Below are 17,033 nucleotides of genomic sequence, written 5' to 3'. Positions count from 1 at the left end.
ATCATACCCCTTTATGCAACCAGAACTTGGAATCTTCGTGATCGAAGGATTCGATAAAACCTGCGCGCTCAAGTACCTTCAGGACCGAGCCGCGAGCAGGTGTAGAAAGCTTAAAGGTCTTTCCGTCAGCTTTTGCTTGGCGACGCGATGACTCGATGAGTTGAATGAAACTCAGATCCGCTTCCGCACTTTCGGGGATGTTGACAACGATTGTATCACGCTCATGAAATTCGGCTGTAAACTTTGAATATAGTTCAGAAACAGAGCGAATGCTCAGCGAGTCCGGTAAATTTATAGATTCGTAATATTGTTTAGGAGTGTCCAACGCAGCCTCCCCGGCCCGAGAAATACTTGACGACCCCAGAAGGACTCTCACGGCAGCGTTAATGCAGGGTAAACACCGGTTGTATGAAACTACCGTATAACGAGTCTTGAGACTCCCAATTCTCATCCGGAATAAGTTGTATCTTTCCTCAAAATTTAGAAACAAATAAAATAAAAGCAGTGAGTTAAGCGATATTAACCGACCACGAGGTCGCGACGGCGCCCAATCCCCATCTTTCGTTAATTACAACGCTGACGAGTCCGGCGCGTTTACCGGACGTTTCCATCCTGCGCGTAAAAATGGTGTCAGATAAGCCTGTGTTTTAAGAAAAGGTATAAAAGTTGGCACACGCTCTGGTATCGCCGACCGCTGCAGCCTACACATCCGGGCGGGACATCGGCCGGACTCTGGAATCCGCCCGCAGCCGGGTCGAGGAACGTTTTCTCGAAGGCGGCACCGTGCTGCTGTCGGTGATGGATGTTCTCAACCGTTTGTTGAATTCTCTTGAGAGTGTCACGGCGGCGCTCGACAATGGGGAGGCGAGCGATACCGGCGCCGATCTCCGCGCCACGGTGGAGAGCCTGACGGCGCTGCCGGTCACCGAAGAAAACCGTCAGCAGGCGCTCGTCTCACTGGCGCAAACCGGCAGGGATCTGCGCAAATATGTCTCCGACATGCAGGAGACGATGCGGTATCTTAGAACTTTCGCCGTGACCGTGAAGATCACCGGCGCCGGCCTTGCCGAATTCGCCGGCTTCGCACAGGAAATCCTGGAGCGAATCTATTCCGGCACTGATGAAGTCAATCGTTTCGCGACGCATCTCGACAGTCTCGACAAAGAGGTCAAACTTGCCGCCGCCTTCGGCGCCAGTGTCTCCAAGGGCTACGCCGATACCGTTCCGGCCGTTGCCGCCGCCCTGCGCGACGACGCCGCCAAGATCGCCGAACACCGCAAGCATCTCGGCGTCGTCGCCCGCGAGGTCGGCGCGATTGCACGCGGCGTCCAAAGCAAGGTCGCCTCAACGCTCTCCGCCTTGCAGATCGGCGATATTACCCGTCAGCGCATCGAGCATGTACAGGCCACCCTATCGCTGCTTGAGGAGTTCTTTGCCGGCGAGGAGGGCGCGAAGCTCGACGCCGGCGCACGCAAGCGTCTTCAGAACGTCATTCACCATCTGACCGCAGCGCAGATGAGCGACATGTGCATAAACTTCCAGCGGGAATCGGAAAACGTCGTCACGACGATCGCCAGTTTCGACCACGACATGCGGGAGATCCTCAAGCTGCGCGACCAGATGAGCGGCGCGAGCGGCGAATCCGGCGGCAATTTCATGCGCGCGCTGGAATCAAGCGTTTCAGCCGCCCACGAAATCGTCCGGCAGGTCGATACGGCAAGCCGGCAGGCCGACCAGGTGAGCCAGTCGACGATCGGCACCGCCGCCAAGCTCTCCGAAGCGATTGCCAACATCCGCGCCGTCAAGACCGACATCCATTATATGGCCCTGAACACCAACCTGCGCTGCAGCCGTCTCGGTGAGGAAGGCAAGTCGATCAACGTCGTCACGGCCGAATTGCGCATTTTCGCCGGAAAGCTCGATGAATCCGCCGACGCCATCGTCAGCGGCCTGCCGGCGCTCGAAGCCGCGGCCGGGCGCGTCACTCCGGCCACGGATGCCAGGGCGGGCGGCCTGGGAGAAAGCCTGACCTCGGCCGTCGGCAATATCCGCTCCGCAGCCGATATGATGGAAAAAGAGCTGAAGGTGCTCGCCGAAAACGGCCGCGAGGTCGCCACCAAAATCGGCCTGCTGATTGGCAAGCTCGATTTCCAGCGTGACCTCGGTGAGGTCTTTGCCCGCTGCGCCGATGTCCTTAATGAGGCCGCCGGCTCCGAGGTCGCCGATATTTCCGATCTCGCGGAGGCGATCGCGCCGCTCGACCGCAAGATCTTCAGGCACTATACGATGGTTCAGGAGCGCAACATTCATCGTGACATCATTCCGGCAAGCGAAGTCAGCGCTCCCGCCTCTGCTCCCGCCGAGCCTGCCAAAATCGAAAACGACGAGGATCTTTTCGCCGACGCGCTGTTTTGAAATCGCCCGGCTGGGACGCGCGGCGCTATTATTTAGCGCCGGCGGAACTTGTTGGCGGCATCGATCGCCGCCTTCTGCTGGCCGTCCTCGATGCCCAGATAAAAATCCTCGAGCGCCGGATCGGCAAGCCCGGCGCGGCGCGACAGCACGTACCACTTCGCCGCCTCGACCGGATTGGGCGGCGTGCCGATGGCATTGACATAGAGGTGGGCGAGTTTGTTCTGCGCGACGACGTTGCCGCCATTGGCGGCAAGTTTCAGCCATTCGAAACCTTTGACATAATCCTTCGGGCCGCCGACACCGTTGACGAGCCAGATGCCGAGATCGAGTTGAGCCGTGTCGAAGCCGGCGCGCGCCGCGCGCGCCATCCACTCGCGGGCGAGCTGTTTCTTTTCTTCCGGCAGGTCTTTCAGCGTCGCGTAAAGCTGCGCCACCGCATATTGCGAATCGGCAATGCCCTGCTCGGCCGATTTCTCATAGAATGGCAGCGCCAGCTTCAGCCCCTTCTCGCCGGGATTGTCGGCCACGAGGATCTGCGCCCAATTGAATTCCGCTGAAGGATTGCCGGCTTCGGCTGCCTTGCGCATGTAGTCGTCGGCCTTGACCTTGTCGCGCGGCACGCCTTGGCCTTCCATCAGCATCAGCGCATATTTGAACATGGCCGCCGGATCACCGCCTTCGGCGGCCTTGCCGTACCAGAAGGCCGCGTTCTTAACGTCCTTCTTGACGCCGAGACCCTGGGAGAGGATTTCGCCGATCAGCGTCTGCGCCGCCGGATCTCCGAGCTGGGCGCGCGGCAGCGCCTTATCCATTGCTGTGAGGTAATAACCGCGCTGGTAGGCGCCGTAAGCCTCGTCGATCGGTCCCTTGTAATCCTTCTCCGGCGGCAGGTCCGGCAGCTTCGCGCCCATCCGGTCGAAAACCCCGACGCCATTGGAGGGGCGCACGCCGGGACCGGCGGGCCGATCGGTGCGAAAGGTCGAAGCCGGCGCCGTGCCCGGCTGGCTGATGACGCGGTCGGCCGCCTGCGCCAGGGCGACATCAGGCCCGGCCGCAAGGAGGCCGGCTATGCTGGCGAGCAGATATTTCAAGAGACGAGCGGGCGGGATCGGCATGAGCGCGATTTCAATCCTCAAACCGTGGCGCTTTTTCGTCAAGCAATGCGTTGATCTCGGCAATGATTGATGGCGCCCGGGCGGGATCGTCGAAGACCGCCAACCGCAGCGCCACGAACTCCGCTCCGGTCTCCGCAACGGCGAGCGCCGATGCCGGATCGGTGCCGCCCATGACGATGCAGGGGATTTCGATCATCGAAGCCCACCATTCACCAAGCGCAAGGTTCTTGGGATGTGCCTCCGGCTTGATGTCGCCATCGAGCTTGCCGAAGAAGATATAGTCCGGCCTGGCTTCGCCGATCTCCAACGCCGTATGCCGGTCGGCCGCATTGCCGCCGCCGACGATCAGCTTCGGCGCGTGCTTGTCGATCGCCTCCGACAGCGCCTCGGCATTGCCGGAAAGATGCAGGCCATCGGCCTTGGCCCGTCCCGCCACGCGGCTGTCGCCCGCAATCAGCGCTGCGGCGCCGGCATCCTGAATGACAGGCACCAGCTTTTCGGCATGTTTCTGGAAGGTGCCGTCGTCGAGCCCGTATTGCGGCACGATCACCGAGGCGACATCGCCGCCCTTCAGCGCGTCGGCGACGATCCTTGCCTGTTCATCGGCGTCGGCGATATCAGGGGCGATGAGCACCAGGCGGCAGCGGTTTTCGGGTTCGGTCATGAGGTCTTTCCGTTTCCTGCGGATTCCCTCTTCGAAAGGACGGATCCGCACTCGTTTTGTGTGAGTAGTTCCGTTAGAGGAGGCTTGCAAGGGGAGGACGCCGAAAGCATGCCGCAGGATTTGTCATTCTACTACGCCGCTGTGCCCGCCGTGCTCCTGATCGGCCTCGCAAAAGGCGGCATGGGCGACGCTTTGTCGCTGATCGGCTTGCCCTTTCTCGCGCTCGTCGTCTCGCCGGTCGAGGCGGCGGCGATCCTGCTGCCGATCCTGGTCTTCATGGACATGATCTCGCTCGTCGTCTGGCGCAAGCACGGCGACTGGACGACGCTGAAGATCATGCTGCCCGGCGCGATCTTCGGTATCGGCCTCGGCTGGGCGACCTCGGCGCTGGTTCCGGGCAACATCCTGCGCATCGTCATCGGCGCGGTGACCATCTTCTTCTGTCTGCGCTATTTCTGGAACAATTTCGGCCCGGGCGCCGGCAGGGTGATTCCGCCGCGCGGCCAGCGGCCGGTCGCCGCCGGTTTCTGGGGCACGTTCTCGGGTTACGGCAGCTTTGTCGCCCATGCCGGAGGCGCGCCCTTCCAGATCTATGCCCTGCCGCTCAAGCTGCAGCCGCGCGAATATACCGGCACCAGCGTGCGATTTTTCGCGATCCTCAACGCCGTCAAGCTGATCCCCTATTTCGCGCTCGGCCAGCTCGACACGCAGAATCTCGCAACCTCGGCGACGCTGCTGCCTTTCGCCCCGCTCGCCACGCTTGCCGGCGCCTGGTGCGTGCGCCGCATGAAGCCGGAGATTTTCTATCCCTTCATGTATGCAATGGCCCTGATCGCCGCCTTGCTGATCGTGCGCGAGGGCGTTGGCGGCTAAGGGCGGCAAGCACCACGCTGCATTGCACAATTTCCTTGCTGGAACGGCCGGTTTGACGTAGCTTTCCCGCCATGTCGAACACGGACCCCTTCTCTGCGATTGCCGATCCGAACCGGCGCTTTCTGCTGGAGGAATTGCGGCGCGCGCCGCGGACAGTCAACGAGCTTGCCGAGGGCCTGCCGATCAGCCGTCCCGCGGTTTCGCAACACCTGAAGGCGCTGCTTGACAGCAACCTCGTCTCGGTGACGTCGGAAGGCACGAAACGCATCTACGCGGTCAATAACCGCGGCTTCGACAAGCTCAATCTGTGGCTGGATCAGTTCTGGGCTTGATGCATGCTTCTGGATGTCCCAGGATCGGAACGATGGAATAGAAGCGGGTCCTAGTCCGCGATGGGAACAAACATCCCGACTTTGATATCCTTCAACACGACATTCGTGTGAATGCTTTTGATCTGAGGATTCTCGGACATCAGGTTGGCCGTGATCTCATCATATTGTCCAACATCGCGCGCAGTGATAATTGCGACCAGATCGACTGAACCGGTCACGTAGTAGACCTGCTGAATGTGCGCCTGCTTCGCCAACCAGACTCGGAACTTGGAAAGAGCGTCATAATTCTCCCGCTCGATTTCCATCCCCGCGATGAACATCATTGGGGTTCCGGCCGCCTTGCGATCGACAAGGGCAATCTCGGCCGTGATGATTCCGGAATCGCGCATCCGTTTCAGACGCCGCTGCACGGCAGAGGCCGAGAGGCCGACGAGATCGCCTATGATCTCGGCCTTCATCTGACAATCGATCTGGATAATATCCAGAATCTTGCGGTCTAGCTGGTCAATAGTTTCCATAAGGATCGTCGCTATCGGTCGTTTTCCCGCATACTATCCCGATACGGCGCGGTGAAACTGCATATTTCTGTCTGTTTTCACTTATTGCCTTCACCCACTATCGATCTTCGCGGGAAATCTGCACACTATGGCCGATGCCTGGCAGAACGACCATCAATTTGGTCGTTCTGCAAGCTTCCCGCTGACCTTCTGTAACGTCATCCTTTTCTCGTCACCTATGATGAGGAACCGGGATGGTACAATACAATATCGCACTTATAGGATTTGGTGGGGTCAACCGTGCCTTTGCCGAACTTGTGGCCGAACGAAACAACCGCTGGCGCACTGAACTTGGTTTTCAGCTCAACATCGTCGCGGTTACCGACCTCAATCTCGGCTCCGTCGTGTCGGCCAACGGCATCGACGCTCGCATGCTCATCGAGACTAGATTCGAGAGGGGTGGGTTCGCGAAGCTGTCCGGTGGGTCAGCGGAAGCGGACAACGAGCAAGTCATCAGGCAAGCGCCCGCCGACATCGTCGCGGAGGCAACCTTCACCAATCCCTACGATGGCGAACCGGCCGTTTCCCATTGCCGCTGGGCGCTTGAAAGCGGCAGGCACGTAATCACCACCAATAAGGGCCCGGTCGCCCTCGCCGCCGCCGATCTCAAGGCGCTCGCCCGCCGCAACCACGTTTCATTCGAATATGAAGGCGCGGTGATGAGCGGTACCCCCGTCATCCGCATGGCGAAAACCATGCTTGCCGGTTCTGGGCTCAACGGTTTCGAAGGTATTCTGAACGGCACCTCGAATTTCGTTTTGGGTCGCATGGAGAGCGGGCTCGGCTTTTCCGAGGCCATCGGTGAGGCGCAGGCACTTGGATATGCCGAGGCGGACCCAACTGCAGACGTCGAGGGCCATGACGTGCGGCTCAAAGTGGTCATTCTCGCGAACGAACTGCTGGGCGCCACGCTGACGCCGGGTGACGTTTCCTGCCGCGGTATCTCGTCGCTGACCGTCGGGGACATCGAGTCTGCGGCAAAGGAGCGATGCCGTTGGAAGTTGATCGGCTCGGCAATTCGTGGCGAGGACGGTCGGATCGAGGCCTCCGTGGCGCCACGGCGCTTGGCTCTCGGCCATCCGCTCGCAGGGGTGGCCGGTGCCATCAATGCGGTTTCCTTCAATACCGACCTGCTTGGTGCCGTGACCGTCACCGGCCCGGGAGCTGGGCGAGTCGAGACGGCCTATGCGCTTCTCTCCGACATTGTCGCCATCCATCGCGCCGTCCACATGAACAAGGAAGCTGCCGAATGACTGCTGTAAAGCGCCAGATCGCCTCGACCGCCGCAGAGATCGCCGTTTTAAATCCCTATGATGGCTCCCTCGTCGAGATCGTTTCGGCCAGCGGTCCGAACGACATCGACGCGCTCCTTGCCCGCACCAGACATGGCGCCACGCTGTCGCGCGCATTACCCCGGCATCGTCGTGCAGCGATTCTGGAAAAGGCGGCACGGCTCGTCGAAGAACAGTGCGAGGCTTTCGCCCGTACCATCGTCAGCGAAGCAGGCAAGACGATCGTACAAGCGCGCAAGGAGACGTTACGCTGTATCAACACGCTGAAGCTCTCCGCAGAAGAGGCCAAGCGTAATGCCGGGGAGATCGTGCCGTTCGACGCCTATGCGGGCTCCGAGACCCGTCAAGGTTGGTTCACACGCGAACCCCTTGGCGTGATCGCCGCCATTACACCCTACAACGATCCTCTGAACCTCGTCGCGCACAAGCTCGGCCCTGCCATTGCCGGCGGCAATTCGATCCTGCTGAAGCCTTCGGAGTTAGCGCCGCTTTCGGCCCTGAAGCTCGTCGAGACGCTGGTTGCCGCGGGTCTCCCGGAAACGATCGTCACCGTCGCCATCGGGGGCGCCGACCTCGGACACGCCATCGTTTCTGCTCGCGATATTCGAATGGTGTCGTTTACCGGCGGATTTGTGACCGGCGAGGCCATTGCCCGGTCTGCCGGGCTGAAGAAGCTTTCCATGGATCTCGGCGGTAACGCACCGGTCATCGTCATGGCAGATTGCGATATCGACAAGGCCGCGGCGGGGTGCATTTCGGGTGCCTATTGGGCGGCCGGTCAAAATTGCATCGGCGTGCAGCGCATTCTTGTCCAGGCCAGTTGCTATGAGCGTTTCCGCCAGACATTCGTCGCTGGCACCGCCAAGCTTCTCGCCGGGGATCCGAGCCGTGAGGAGACGGATGTTGGCCCGATGATCTCGCCGACCGCGGCCAAACGCGCCGAAACCGCGGTTGAACAGGCGATCGGAGCCGGAGCCCGGCTTTTGTGCGGACACCAGCGCGATGGCGCGCTCTACAGCCCGACGGTGCTTGAGGGCGTTGGCCGCCAAAGCAGACTCTGGCGGGAGGAGATATTCGCGCCGGTGGTCATGCTTGAGCGCTTCGAGACGCTTGCCGACGCTATTTGCATGGCGAACGAGCCGGATTACAGCCTGCATGCCGGGATGTTCACCAGCAACCTCGCCGATGCGCTGGAGGCTGCCGCGGGCATCGAAGCGGGCGGGGTCATGATCAACGATTCCTCAGACTATCGTTTTGACGCGATGCCTTTCGGCGGTTTCAAGCATGGGAGCATGGGGCGGGAGGGCGTTCGCTTTGCCTATGAGGATATGACGCAGCCGAAAGTCGTCTGCATCAACCGCGCATAAGCCGTAAAACTGCGAGGTTTGAAAATATTCGCGGGGGAACGCCTCAAGGACGGCAAACTGCGCGGCCGAACCCCAGCAGACGGGGGTTAAACTCCTTGACCATAAGCCACGCAAAAAGTGGGGAACGAAGTGGATGACGAATGATATCTCCTGCGCTTTGCGGGTCGACGACGTGCACAAAAGCTACGGCGCTCATCAGGTGCTGAAAGGAATTTCCCTCACCGCGAGAAAGGGAGACGTCATATCGCTGATCGGCTCCTCCGGCTCCGGGAAAAGCACCTTTCTGCGTTGCATCAACTTTCTGGAGATTCCCGATCGGGGGCGCTTCGTCGTCAACGGTGAGGAAGTGGTCTTAAAGGCAGGATCGGACGGGCGCGCCCACCCTGCGAATTGGCGGCAAGTGGAGCGCATTCGCACCGGCCTCGGCATGGTGTTCCAAAGCTTCAACCTCTGGGCCCACATGACCGTTTTGGAGAATGTCGTCGAAGCGCCGATCCATGTGCTCGGCATAGGCCGCAAGGAGGCGACGGAAAAGGCGGAGGCGCTGCTGCAAAAGGTCGGCCTATATGAGAAGCGCAACGTCTATCCGGCCTTCCTGTCGGGCGGCCAGCAGCAGCGCGCCTCGATTGCGCGGGCGCTGTGCGTCGACCCCTCCGTGATGCTGTTCGACGAGCCGACCTCGGCGCTTGATCCCGAACTGGTAGGGGAAGTGCTCAAAGTCATTCGTGATCTCGCCGACGAGGGTCGGACGATGCTGCTCGTCACCCACGAGATGAAGTTCGCGCGCGATGTTTCGAGCCATGTGATGTTCCTCCATCAGGGTCGTGTTGAGGAAGAGGGCAGGCCGGAGCAGGTCTTCGGCGCCCCCAGTAGCGTCCGATGTCGCGAATTCACAAGCTCTTCACGCCACTGAGCACCGTTACCGGCCAATCAAAAACAAAGGGAACTGACATGAAAACTACAATCTGCCTCATTGCCGGAGCCACTCTTCTCGCCTCGGCCGCCGGTGCGAACGCGGAGATCCGCTTTGGCATCATGAACGAAGCCTACCCACCGTTCTTTACGAAGGACGCGAGCGGCAATTGGGTCGGCTGGGAAATCGACCTGATGAACGCCGTTTGCTCCGAAATGAAGGAAACCTGCTCGGTCGTCGACATGTCGTGGGATGGCCTAATTCCCGGCCTCCAATCGAAGAAGTTCGACGTTATCTGGTCTTCCATGTCGATCACCGACGAACGCAAGAAGACGGTCGCTTTCACCAACAAGTACTACAACACGCCGAGCAAGCTGATCGGCGCGCAGGATGGAAAGACCGGCACCGCGGTCGAGGATCTCGCCGGCAAGACGATCGGCATCCAGGTTTCCACGATCCAAGCGGATTACTACAAGAAATATTATGCGAGCGTTGCCTCCGAGAAGACCTATGCCACGCTCGACGAAGCGTTTCAGGATCTGGCCGTCGGCCGCATCGATTACGTCTTCGGTGATTCCATCCCGCTGATGAGCTTTCTCCAGACGGATTTTGGCAAGGGCTGCTGCGAGGACAAGGGCAACGTCAAGGATGACCCGCAGGTTCTGGGACAGGGTATCGGCGGCGGCTTGCGCCAGGAGGACACCGAGCTTCTGGCAAGGCTGAACACTGCCATCGCCGCTGTTCGAGCGAACGGAAAATACGCTGAAATCTCCAAAAAATATTTCGACTTCGACCCCTACGGCGAATGAACGGAGTGCTCAGGCGCGGCTGACGCGCCTCGCTGCGTCTATCCAACCCGATACCTTCTCAGAGAGAGAAAAGCGTTCGAGCCGCAGGGCCCTCGGTCGAACGCCAAGGAGCTGTTTTCATGGCGACAAGCTCATCCATTGTGGAACTGCTTTCCCCATATCCGCCTGGGTGGGGTGGGGTGCTGCTTGCCGGCGCTGCCTCAACCATCCTGATTTCGCTCGGTGCGTACGTGTTCGGCATACTGATCGGGCTGACCGGTGCGACAGGTAAACTCAAGGGCAGCCGTGCCGTCGTTACCCTGCTGGATTTTTATACGACGGCGGTGCGCGCCATTCCCGAGCTGATCCTGATAATCGGTCTTTATTACGCCGGGACGGACGGCATCAACAGGATGCTGTCCACGCTCGGCTTCCCATCGATCGAGATCAACGGCTTCCTTGCCGCGGTCGTCGTGCTGGGCATCGTCCAAGGCGCCTACATGATTGAGGTATTGCGCGGCGCGATTCTCGCCATTCCCATTGGCCAGATAGAGGCCGCGAGCGCCTTCGGCATGCGACCCTGGTTGCGCTTCCGGCGGGTCGTGCTGCCGGCGCTAATGCCGAACGCCCTGCCCGGCATGGCCAATTTGTGGATGTCGGTGACCAAAGACAGCGCGCTGATTGCCGTCGTCGGCTACCAGGAACTGGCCTTGGCGACGCGGCTCGCCGCCGGTAACACCAAGCATTACTTCCTGTTCTTCTTGGCCGCCGCCGTCCTCTACCTGGCGATCACGCTCGTCTCCAATGTCGTCTTCGGAGGCCTTGAGACTCATTTCCGGCGTGGTCAGCCGAAATCAGCCTGAGGGGGATAGGCAGTGAATTTCTCATGGGTTTCCAACTATTGGCCGCTTCTCGCCGCAGGCGCGACGCAGACCGTAATGCTGCTTGTCATCTCGGTCGCTCTCGGCTTCGTCCTGGCGATTGGTCTTGCGCTCGCGCAGATCGGCGGACCCCACTGGCTGCGATGGTGCGCCAAGAGTTACTGCACCTGCTTGCGCGGCACACCTTTGCTCATCCAATTGTGGTTGCTCTACTACGGTGTCGGATCCTTGCTGCCCATGATCCCGGGTCTGCGCTCAAGTTTCGTTTGGCCGATCGTGCGTGAGGGCTTCTTCTTCGCGGCGGTTAGCTTCACGCTCAACTACGCGGCCTACGAGGCCGAGGTATTGCGCGGTGCGCTACTTGCCGTGCCGAAGGGCGAACTGGAAGCCGGTCGCGCCTTCGGCATGACCCACTGGACGCTTCTGCGACGCATATGGTTGCCGCGGGCGATCCGCATCGCCCTGCCGACGATCGCCGGCGAAGTGGTGCTGCAACTGAAGGCAACGCCGCTCGCCTTTACCGTCACAGTGATGGATCTCTATGCCGTCGCCTACAAGATCAGGCAGGATACGCTGCTCGTCTACGAGCCTCTGATCGTCGTCACCATCTTCTATGTCTGCCTCACCATCGTCATCACCCGCGCCTTTCGCATTGTCGAAAGGCAGGTGCCGGCGAGGCGCTGACGCTCTTTTGCAATTATCGGAGAATGCAATGTTCAAAGGATCGATCACGGCGCTCGTCACGCCCTTTCTCGACGGCAAGGTTGACGAGGAGGCCTACACTTCGCTGGTGGAGTGGCAGATCGCGGAGGGCAGCCATGGCGTTGTTCCCTGCGGGACGACCGGCGAGAGCCAAACCCTCTCGCATGCCGAGCACAAGCGGCTGGTCGAACGAACTGTAGAAGTGGCGAGGGGGCGAGTTCCCGTGATCGCTGGCGCTGGTTCGAACAGCACCGACGAGGCGATTGATTTTTCCCGGCATGCGCAGGCGGCGGGTGCCGATGCGCTGCTCATCGTCGCGCCCTACTACAACAAACCGACCCAGGAAGGCCTCTACCAGCATTTCCGAGCCATCGACGCAGAAGTCTCCCTACCGATCATTGTCTACAATATTCCTCCACGCAGCGTCATCGACATCTCCGTGGATACCCTTGCTCGGCTCAGGCGGGATTGCCGTAACGTGGTCGGCGTGAAGGACGCCACCGCAAATCTGCTGCGTCCGTCTCTGGAACGCATGGCGTGCGGCCGCGATTTCAACCTGTTGTCCGGGGAGGACGGCACAGCACTTGGCTACATGGCGCATGGCGGCCACGGCTGCATTTCAGTGACCGCCAATGTTGCGCCCCGGCTTTGCGCTCAATTCCAGACGGCATGCCTTTCGGGTGATTTCCGCCGTGCACTGGAGCTTCAGGATCGGTTGATGCCGCTCCATCGCGCGCTTTTCCTGGAGACCAATCCGGCAGGGCCGAAATATGCGCTCTGGCGCCTGGGCCGGATGCGACGCGATATGCGCCTGCCGTTGGTCACCGTCTCGCTCGGGGTGGAGGCCGAAATCGATCTGGCCATGCGCCATGCCGGCCTTCTGACTGATTAGCTCCATTGCCGCGCAGACAACTCCTCCGCACGCCTCAAGCGGCTAGCGAGATTACACGGCTGAAAACGACGCCACCTCCCTCAATTCAAGGGAACGAAATTGCAGGAGAATGCGATGACCGCAACAAGACTCTCAGATCTGCCCGCGCGCGGCATCGACCAGCACAAGGTGGTGCCTGCCGCAAACGCTGGGCAACCTAGTCGAGAAACCCTGGCGCTGAACGGCGGGCTCGTCATCGACCCGGCGACGAAGGCGATCGCCCCGAACATTTCGATGTCCGTCAACAATGTGTTGACATCTGGCGACGGCCCATTTTCCGCCGATGGCGTCGACGACCTGACGGCGCTGCCCTTTCTCTATGCGCGCTGGACCAACCCGACCGTGCGCCAACTGGAACAGCGCCTCGCCGCGCTCGAAGGGGCCGACGACGCGGTGGCCACAGCGACGGGCCTCGCCGCGATCGGAGCCACCTTCTTCACCTTCCTCAAGAAGGGCGACCATCTGATCCTAAGCGATATTTGCTACGCCGGCGCCAACGAGCTCGCCCGGCGGATATTGCCGGACTACGGCATTGAGGTTACGCCGGTCAACATGTCCCGCCCCGAAGATGTGGCGGCCGCCTTCCGGCCCAACACGCGGCTCGTCCATTGCGAAAGTCCGTGCAATCCGATCCTGCGCCTGACCGATCTTGCGGCCATTGCCGAGCTTGCGCGAAAACACGGGGCTTTGATGTCGGTCGATTCGACGCTTGCCACCCCGGTGGCCACGCAGCCGCTCTTGCTTGGCGTGGATCTCGTCATCCATTCGCTGACGAAGTTCATCAACGGCCATGGCGACGCATTGGGCGGGGTTGTCTGCGGACGGAAGGAATTGGTGGAGAAAATCCGCTCGCGCGCCGGCGTCTATCTCGGTGCGGCGATGCCGGCCATGAACGCCTGGCTGATCATGCGTGGCATCGATACGCTGTTTCCCCGAATCCGCACGATCTCGGAGTCGGCCGCGAAAATCGCGGCCTTCCTTCAGGGCCATTCCGCTGTGGAGGCGGTGACCTATCCCGGACTTGCCTCCCATCCCCAGCATGATCTGGCGAAGCGCCAGATGGGCATGTTCGGGGGCATCTTGACCTTCCAGGTGAGGGATCCCGGCCAGATGGCGCAACAACTCGCTGAGCGCCTCAAGGTTGTCCATTATGCGTTTTCGCTCGGTCATCAGCGCTCGATTGTCGTGTTGCTCGACACGCAAGAGATCATGAAATCCACTTACCAGCTTACCGGCGAGCAGCTTGAGGATTATCGCCGTTTTGCGGGCCACGGCGTGTTCCGCCTGTCGGTTGGGCTGGAAGCGACGGACGATCTGATCGTGGATCTCGACCAGGCTATTTCCGTCTGAGCGAGAAAGGAGAAGGGGCCATGGCGATAACGCGCATCGAGACAGATCTCTTGGGTAGCCGGGAATTGCCGGCCGATGCTCTGATCGGTATTCATACACTTAGGGCTGTCGACAACTTTGATATTTCCGGCATTAAACTCCAGAATTTTCCGGAGTTCCTCCAATCTTTCGCAATGATCAAGAAAGCTGCCACCGCAGCCAATCTGGAGCTAGGGTTGCTCGATCCCGTAATCGCGAGGGCGATCGATCGAGCCTGCGACAGGCTGATCGCCGGTGAAATCCTGGCGCCGCATTTTCCGATCGATATGATGCAAGGCGGGGCCGGGACCTCGACCAACATGAACGTCAACGAGGTCATCGCCAATCTGGCCCTTCAGGGCATTGGCCGGTCGGCTGGCAGCTACGACACCGTCAACCCGAACGATCACGTAAACCTTTGCCAGTCAACCAACGACGTCTATCCGACTGCGATCCGGCTGACGATATTGCGGGAAAGCGAGACACTCTGCTCGGCGCTATCTGCTCTGGTCGCCGCCTTCCGGCGCAAAGGGGAAGCCTTCGCCGATATTGTGAAGGTCGGAAGAACGCAGCTTCAGGACGCTGTACCAATGTTCCTTGGTCAGGAGTTCGAAGCCTTCGCCGAAACGCTGGAAGAGGACATCGAGCAATTTCTCAGCGCGGCTGAGTTGATGCGCGAGGTCAATCTGGGCGGAACGGCGATCGGCACCGGCGTAAACGCACCGGTGGGCTTCTCGGCTGTGGTCTGTGCGCACCTATCCACGATCTCCGGCATTGCCGTTCGTCCGGCGCGAAATCTCGTCGAGGCTACTTCCGATACTGGCGCTTTTGTTTCGGTATCGGGCATGCTCAAACGTATGTCGGTGAAGCTCTCCAAGATCTGTAACGACCTTCGCCTCCTGTCGAGTGGTCCGCGGGCCGGCTTTGGCGAGATCCGTCTTCCGGTTATGCAAGCGGGCTCTTCAATCATGCCGGGCAAGGTCAACCCGGTGATCCCTGAATTGCTGAACCAGATCAGCTTCCAGGTAATTGGCAACGACCTGACGGTCACACTCGCCGCCAGCGCGGGGCAACTGCAGCTGAACGCCATGGAACCGGTCATCGTGCTCAACATTCTGCAATCCATGCGGCTATTGGCGAGAGGAATGGATACACTTCGCACTCGCTGCATCGACGGAATCGAGGCGGATCCGCAGCGATGCCGGGCGCTTCACGACGGTGCTCTCATTCTTGCCGCAGCACTCAATCCCTTCGTTGGATACGCCCGGGCAGCCGCGCTTGCCCGAACCGCGCTGGCGGAAGGAATTCCGCTGCGAGAGGCGGTCGAGCGCGACAGCGGTTTGCCTACGGCTCAGATCGAGATGATCTTCGGCATGAAAACCATCGAAACTAACGAGTCGGCGCGGCATTGAAGGGAAGGGAAATGGCTGTTTTCACGGATCTGTCGGAGGCGGACTGTGGCCGGATCGCGACAGCCTATCGCCTAGGAAGCCTTACATCGGTAATCGGCATTGCCGATGGCGACGCCGAAACCACCTACCTTTTCCGCTCCGGGCGCGGCGAGTTCATCGTCACCCTGTTCGAAAGCGGTGCCGAACCATTTGACGTCGAACGCGCCTTCCAGACTATGGAAACGCTCTCCGGCGCCGGCATTCCTTGTCCGGCAACCTTGCGCACTGATGTCGGTGCGGCCACGATCACCGTGGCGGGCAAGCTTGTCGCGGTTGTCGGTTTTGTGCCAGGTTCTCGACTAAGCGAAGCCACTCCCGGCAAATGCCATGCCCTTGGCACCTGTGTCGCGCGGATCCATCAGACGCTGGGGCGCTCAAGGAATAGAGTGCCGCTCGGCCTGCCGACGGGCCCCGTGCACGGTGCGCTTAATCGCGATAACGTCTTCTTCGTCGACGAGATGGTGAGCGGTGTCATCAATTTCCGCTTTCGCCATAATGATGTTCTGATCGCCGAACTCGCTGAGGTCATTTTGCATTGGGCTGTGACAGCAGACGGCACTCTCGAAAGGACGCTGGTCCGCGCATTGCTCGCTGGGTACGAAGACATCAGGTCCCTCAACGAAGCGGAGTGGCGGGCCGTGTCGGCTTTCGTCATGGCAGCGGCCGCCACCGTATTTGCGCGGGATGGCAGGCTAACCGATCTCGAAGCCGCCACACAGCGGGTCTTTCTCTCCGCCAAGAATTGCATTGAGGAAATCCGGCCATGAAGCGAACCCTCGACCGATCCGACGAGCGCATCCTCACCGAGCTAACCCGCAATGGGCGGATTCCCCACGCGGAACTGGCCGAAAAAGTCCACCTGTCGCGCAACGCCGTTCGCCAACGCATCGAGCGATTGGAACGCGACGGGCTGATTCAGGGCTATACGATTGTCGTGGGCGAGGGAAAACCGCGGGCCGCAGCCATCACAGCGATGATCTTCGTGTATCGCCACGACCGCATGCGCGGCGGCGACGTCATTCAGACGCTCAAAGGGATACCGGAGGTCATCTCCTGCGACATTATGAGCGGTGAATTCGACCTGGTAGTGCGGGTTGAAGCAAGCGCGGCAGACCGCATCCGCGAAATCTGGCAAGAGGTTTCGGCGCTACAAGGCGTGCGCGACACGCTGACGGCATTTGCCCTGTCTTCGATGATCAAGCGTTGAGCGAAGTGGGCGGCAGGTCAATGGCATAACCAATACACGGCACGCTTGCGATTTGACGGCATCGGGATTCTGTCATTGAACGGATGTAGTTACATTTTTTCGGCCACTACAGCGCCGAGTTCGTCCTCGCAAAAGCGCCAGCCGCGATGCCGCGAGCATCGGGCTGGCGCAATTCTG

At 60.3% G+C, this 17,033-nt stretch carries 18 protein-coding genes; 14 read left to right on the top strand and 4 right to left on the bottom strand.

The genetic code is table 11. From position 1 onward, the window contains the following. Position 1: 1 nt before the first annotated feature. Positions 2 to 325 (bottom strand): STAS domain-containing protein, encoded by a 324-nt coding sequence (locus C4N04_RS09940; RefSeq protein WP_080711013.1) that lies wholly within the window; start codon positions 323 to 325, stop codon positions 2 to 4. 341 nt (positions 326 to 666) lie between these two features. Between C4N04_RS09940 and C4N04_RS09935 the strand changes: the two genes are divergently transcribed. Then, positions 667 to 2,415 carry a chemotaxis protein gene (locus C4N04_RS09935; RefSeq protein WP_096769903.1) on the top strand — a complete coding sequence of 583 codons (1,749 nt, stop codon included), beginning with the start codon at positions 667 to 669 and terminating at the stop codon, positions 2,413 to 2,415. 32 nt (positions 2,416 to 2,447) lie between these two features. On the opposite strand, the gene C4N04_RS09930 is transcribed toward C4N04_RS09935, so the two are convergent. Together C4N04_RS09930 and C4N04_RS09925 are read right to left on the bottom strand one after the other, a co-directional pair. Further along, the gene (locus C4N04_RS09930; protein WP_077990854.1) at positions 2,448 to 3,530 is read right to left on the bottom strand and encodes a tetratricopeptide repeat protein; all 1,083 of its coding nucleotides are present in this window, start codon (positions 3,528 to 3,530) and stop codon (positions 2,448 to 2,450) included. Between the two features lie 10 nt (positions 3,531 to 3,540). Then, positions 3,541 to 4,194 (bottom strand): thiamine phosphate synthase, encoded by a 654-nt coding sequence (locus C4N04_RS09925; protein WP_038691182.1) that lies wholly within the window; start codon positions 4,192 to 4,194, stop codon positions 3,541 to 3,543. Between the two features lie 108 nt (positions 4,195 to 4,302). On the opposite strand from C4N04_RS09925, the gene C4N04_RS09920 reads away from it, so the two are divergent. Further along, positions 4,303 to 5,067, top strand: coding sequence for a sulfite exporter TauE/SafE family protein (locus C4N04_RS09920; protein WP_077990593.1), 765 nt, complete (start codon positions 4,303 to 4,305; stop codon positions 5,065 to 5,067). 71 nt (positions 5,068 to 5,138) lie between these two features. Continuing rightward, positions 5,139 to 5,399, top strand: coding sequence for a metalloregulator ArsR/SmtB family transcription factor (locus tag C4N04_RS09915; RefSeq protein WP_003552646.1), 261 nt, complete (start codon positions 5,139 to 5,141; stop codon positions 5,397 to 5,399). A gap of 50 nt (positions 5,400 to 5,449) precedes the next feature. Here C4N04_RS09915 and C4N04_RS09910 read toward each other — a convergent pair whose 3' ends face one another. Further along, positions 5,450 to 5,917, bottom strand: a complete 468-nt coding sequence (locus tag C4N04_RS09910) for an Lrp/AsnC family transcriptional regulator (protein WP_009994841.1) — start codon at positions 5,915 to 5,917, stop codon at positions 5,450 to 5,452. Positions 5,918 to 6,150: 233 nt separating this feature from the next. On the opposite strand from C4N04_RS09910, the gene C4N04_RS09905 reads away from it, so the two are divergent. From C4N04_RS09905 to C4N04_RS09855, 11 genes are all read left to right on the top strand, one after another. After that, positions 6,151 to 7,209: a homoserine dehydrogenase gene (locus C4N04_RS09905; protein ID WP_106795951.1), complete on the top strand. Its 1,059-nt coding sequence runs from the start codon at positions 6,151 to 6,153 to the stop codon at positions 7,207 to 7,209. Then, positions 7,206 to 8,615: an aldehyde dehydrogenase family protein gene (locus C4N04_RS09900; RefSeq protein ID WP_077990599.1), complete on the top strand. Its 1,410-nt coding sequence runs from the start codon at positions 7,206 to 7,208 to the stop codon at positions 8,613 to 8,615. The genes C4N04_RS09905 and C4N04_RS09900 overlap by 4 nt, the downstream gene beginning before the upstream one ends. 133 nt (positions 8,616 to 8,748) lie before the next feature. Then, on the top strand, positions 8,749 to 9,528 hold the full coding sequence (locus C4N04_RS09895) for an ABC transporter ATP-binding protein (RefSeq protein ID WP_096764318.1): 780 nt from the start codon (positions 8,749 to 8,751) through the stop codon (positions 9,526 to 9,528). 38 nt (positions 9,529 to 9,566) lie between these two features. Continuing rightward, a complete protein-coding gene (locus tag C4N04_RS09890; RefSeq protein WP_096764317.1) occupies positions 9,567 to 10,337 on the top strand; it encodes a transporter substrate-binding domain-containing protein in 771 nt (256 codons plus the stop codon). A 119-nt stretch (positions 10,338 to 10,456) separates the two neighbouring features. Further along, positions 10,457 to 11,179, top strand: a complete 723-nt coding sequence (locus tag C4N04_RS09885; RefSeq protein ID WP_038691195.1) for an ABC transporter permease subunit — start codon at positions 10,457 to 10,459, stop codon at positions 11,177 to 11,179. A 12-nt stretch (positions 11,180 to 11,191) separates the two neighbouring features. Next, positions 11,192 to 11,881 (top strand): ABC transporter permease, encoded by a 690-nt coding sequence (locus tag C4N04_RS09880; RefSeq protein ID WP_038691197.1) that lies wholly within the window; start codon positions 11,192 to 11,194, stop codon positions 11,879 to 11,881. A gap of 28 nt (positions 11,882 to 11,909) precedes the next feature. Continuing rightward, complete coding sequence (dapA, locus tag C4N04_RS09875; RefSeq protein ID WP_106795950.1) at positions 11,910 to 12,791, top strand: 4-hydroxy-tetrahydrodipicolinate synthase; 882 nt, start codon at positions 11,910 to 11,912, stop codon at positions 12,789 to 12,791. Positions 12,792 to 12,905: 114 nt separating this feature from the next. Further along, complete coding sequence (locus C4N04_RS09870; RefSeq protein WP_077990605.1) at positions 12,906 to 14,180, top strand: aminotransferase class V-fold PLP-dependent enzyme; 1,275 nt, start codon at positions 12,906 to 12,908, stop codon at positions 14,178 to 14,180. A 20-nt stretch (positions 14,181 to 14,200) separates the two neighbouring features. After that, the gene (locus C4N04_RS09865) at positions 14,201 to 15,610 is read left to right on the top strand and encodes an aspartate ammonia-lyase (protein ID WP_096764316.1); all 1,410 of its coding nucleotides are present in this window, start codon (positions 14,201 to 14,203) and stop codon (positions 15,608 to 15,610) included. A gap of 11 nt (positions 15,611 to 15,621) precedes the next feature. Further along, entirely contained in the window at positions 15,622 to 16,416 is a 795-nt protein-coding gene (locus tag C4N04_RS09860) for a phosphotransferase (protein ID WP_009996778.1), read from the top strand. Beyond that, complete coding sequence (locus C4N04_RS09855) at positions 16,413 to 16,856, top strand: Lrp/AsnC family transcriptional regulator (protein WP_009996780.1); 444 nt, start codon at positions 16,413 to 16,415, stop codon at positions 16,854 to 16,856. The genes C4N04_RS09860 and C4N04_RS09855 overlap by 4 nt, the downstream gene beginning before the upstream one ends. The last annotated feature ends 177 nt before the right edge of the window (positions 16,857 to 17,033 follow it).

Origin of the sequence: Rhizobium sp. H4 (assembly GCF_003013335.1) — a bacterium.
In the GTDB taxonomy this organism is placed as follows: domain Bacteria; phylum Pseudomonadota; class Alphaproteobacteria; order Rhizobiales; family Rhizobiaceae; genus Rhizobium; species Rhizobium sophoriradicis.
The sequence above is the reverse complement of the archived record's forward strand: the minus strand, read 5'-3'. Positions and strand labels throughout refer to the sequence as shown.

What these genes read in the sequence shown, in the direction of transcription:
- C4N04_RS09860 (WP_009996778.1), top strand. Translation starts at nt 15,622, where the DNA reads ATGGCTGTTTTCACGGATCTGTCGGAGGCGGACTGTGGCCGGATCGCG.
- C4N04_RS09890 (WP_096764317.1), top strand. Translation starts at nt 9,567, where the DNA reads ATGAAAACTACAATCTGCCTCATTGCCGGAGCCACTCTTCTCGCCTCG.
- C4N04_RS09905 (WP_106795951.1), top strand. Translation starts at nt 6,151, where the DNA reads ATGGTACAATACAATATCGCACTTATAGGATTTGGTGGGGTCAACCGT.
- C4N04_RS09855 (WP_009996780.1), top strand. Translation starts at nt 16,413, where the DNA reads ATGAAGCGAACCCTCGACCGATCCGACGAGCGCATCCTCACCGAGCTA.
- C4N04_RS09895 (WP_096764318.1), top strand. Translation starts at nt 8,749, where the DNA reads ATGACGAATGATATCTCCTGCGCTTTGCGGGTCGACGACGTGCACAAA.
- C4N04_RS09870 (WP_077990605.1), top strand. Translation starts at nt 12,906, where the DNA reads ATGACCGCAACAAGACTCTCAGATCTGCCCGCGCGCGGCATCGACCAG.
- C4N04_RS09910 (WP_009994841.1), bottom strand. Translation starts at nt 5,917, where the DNA reads ATGGAAACTATTGACCAGCTAGACCGCAAGATTCTGGATATTATCCAG.
- C4N04_RS09865 (WP_096764316.1), top strand. Translation starts at nt 14,201, where the DNA reads ATGGCGATAACGCGCATCGAGACAGATCTCTTGGGTAGCCGGGAATTG.
- C4N04_RS09900 (WP_077990599.1), top strand. Translation starts at nt 7,206, where the DNA reads ATGACTGCTGTAAAGCGCCAGATCGCCTCGACCGCCGCAGAGATCGCC.
- C4N04_RS09915 (WP_003552646.1), top strand. Translation starts at nt 5,139, where the DNA reads ATGTCGAACACGGACCCCTTCTCTGCGATTGCCGATCCGAACCGGCGC.
- C4N04_RS09925 (WP_038691182.1), bottom strand. Translation starts at nt 4,194, where the DNA reads ATGACCGAACCCGAAAACCGCTGCCGCCTGGTGCTCATCGCCCCTGAT.
- C4N04_RS09920 (WP_077990593.1), top strand. Translation starts at nt 4,303, where the DNA reads ATGCCGCAGGATTTGTCATTCTACTACGCCGCTGTGCCCGCCGTGCTC.
- C4N04_RS09885 (WP_038691195.1), top strand. Translation starts at nt 10,457, where the DNA reads ATGGCGACAAGCTCATCCATTGTGGAACTGCTTTCCCCATATCCGCCT.
- C4N04_RS09930 (WP_077990854.1), bottom strand. Translation starts at nt 3,530, where the DNA reads ATGCCGATCCCGCCCGCTCGTCTCTTGAAATATCTGCTCGCCAGCATA.
- dapA (WP_106795950.1), top strand. Translation starts at nt 11,910, where the DNA reads ATGTTCAAAGGATCGATCACGGCGCTCGTCACGCCCTTTCTCGACGGC.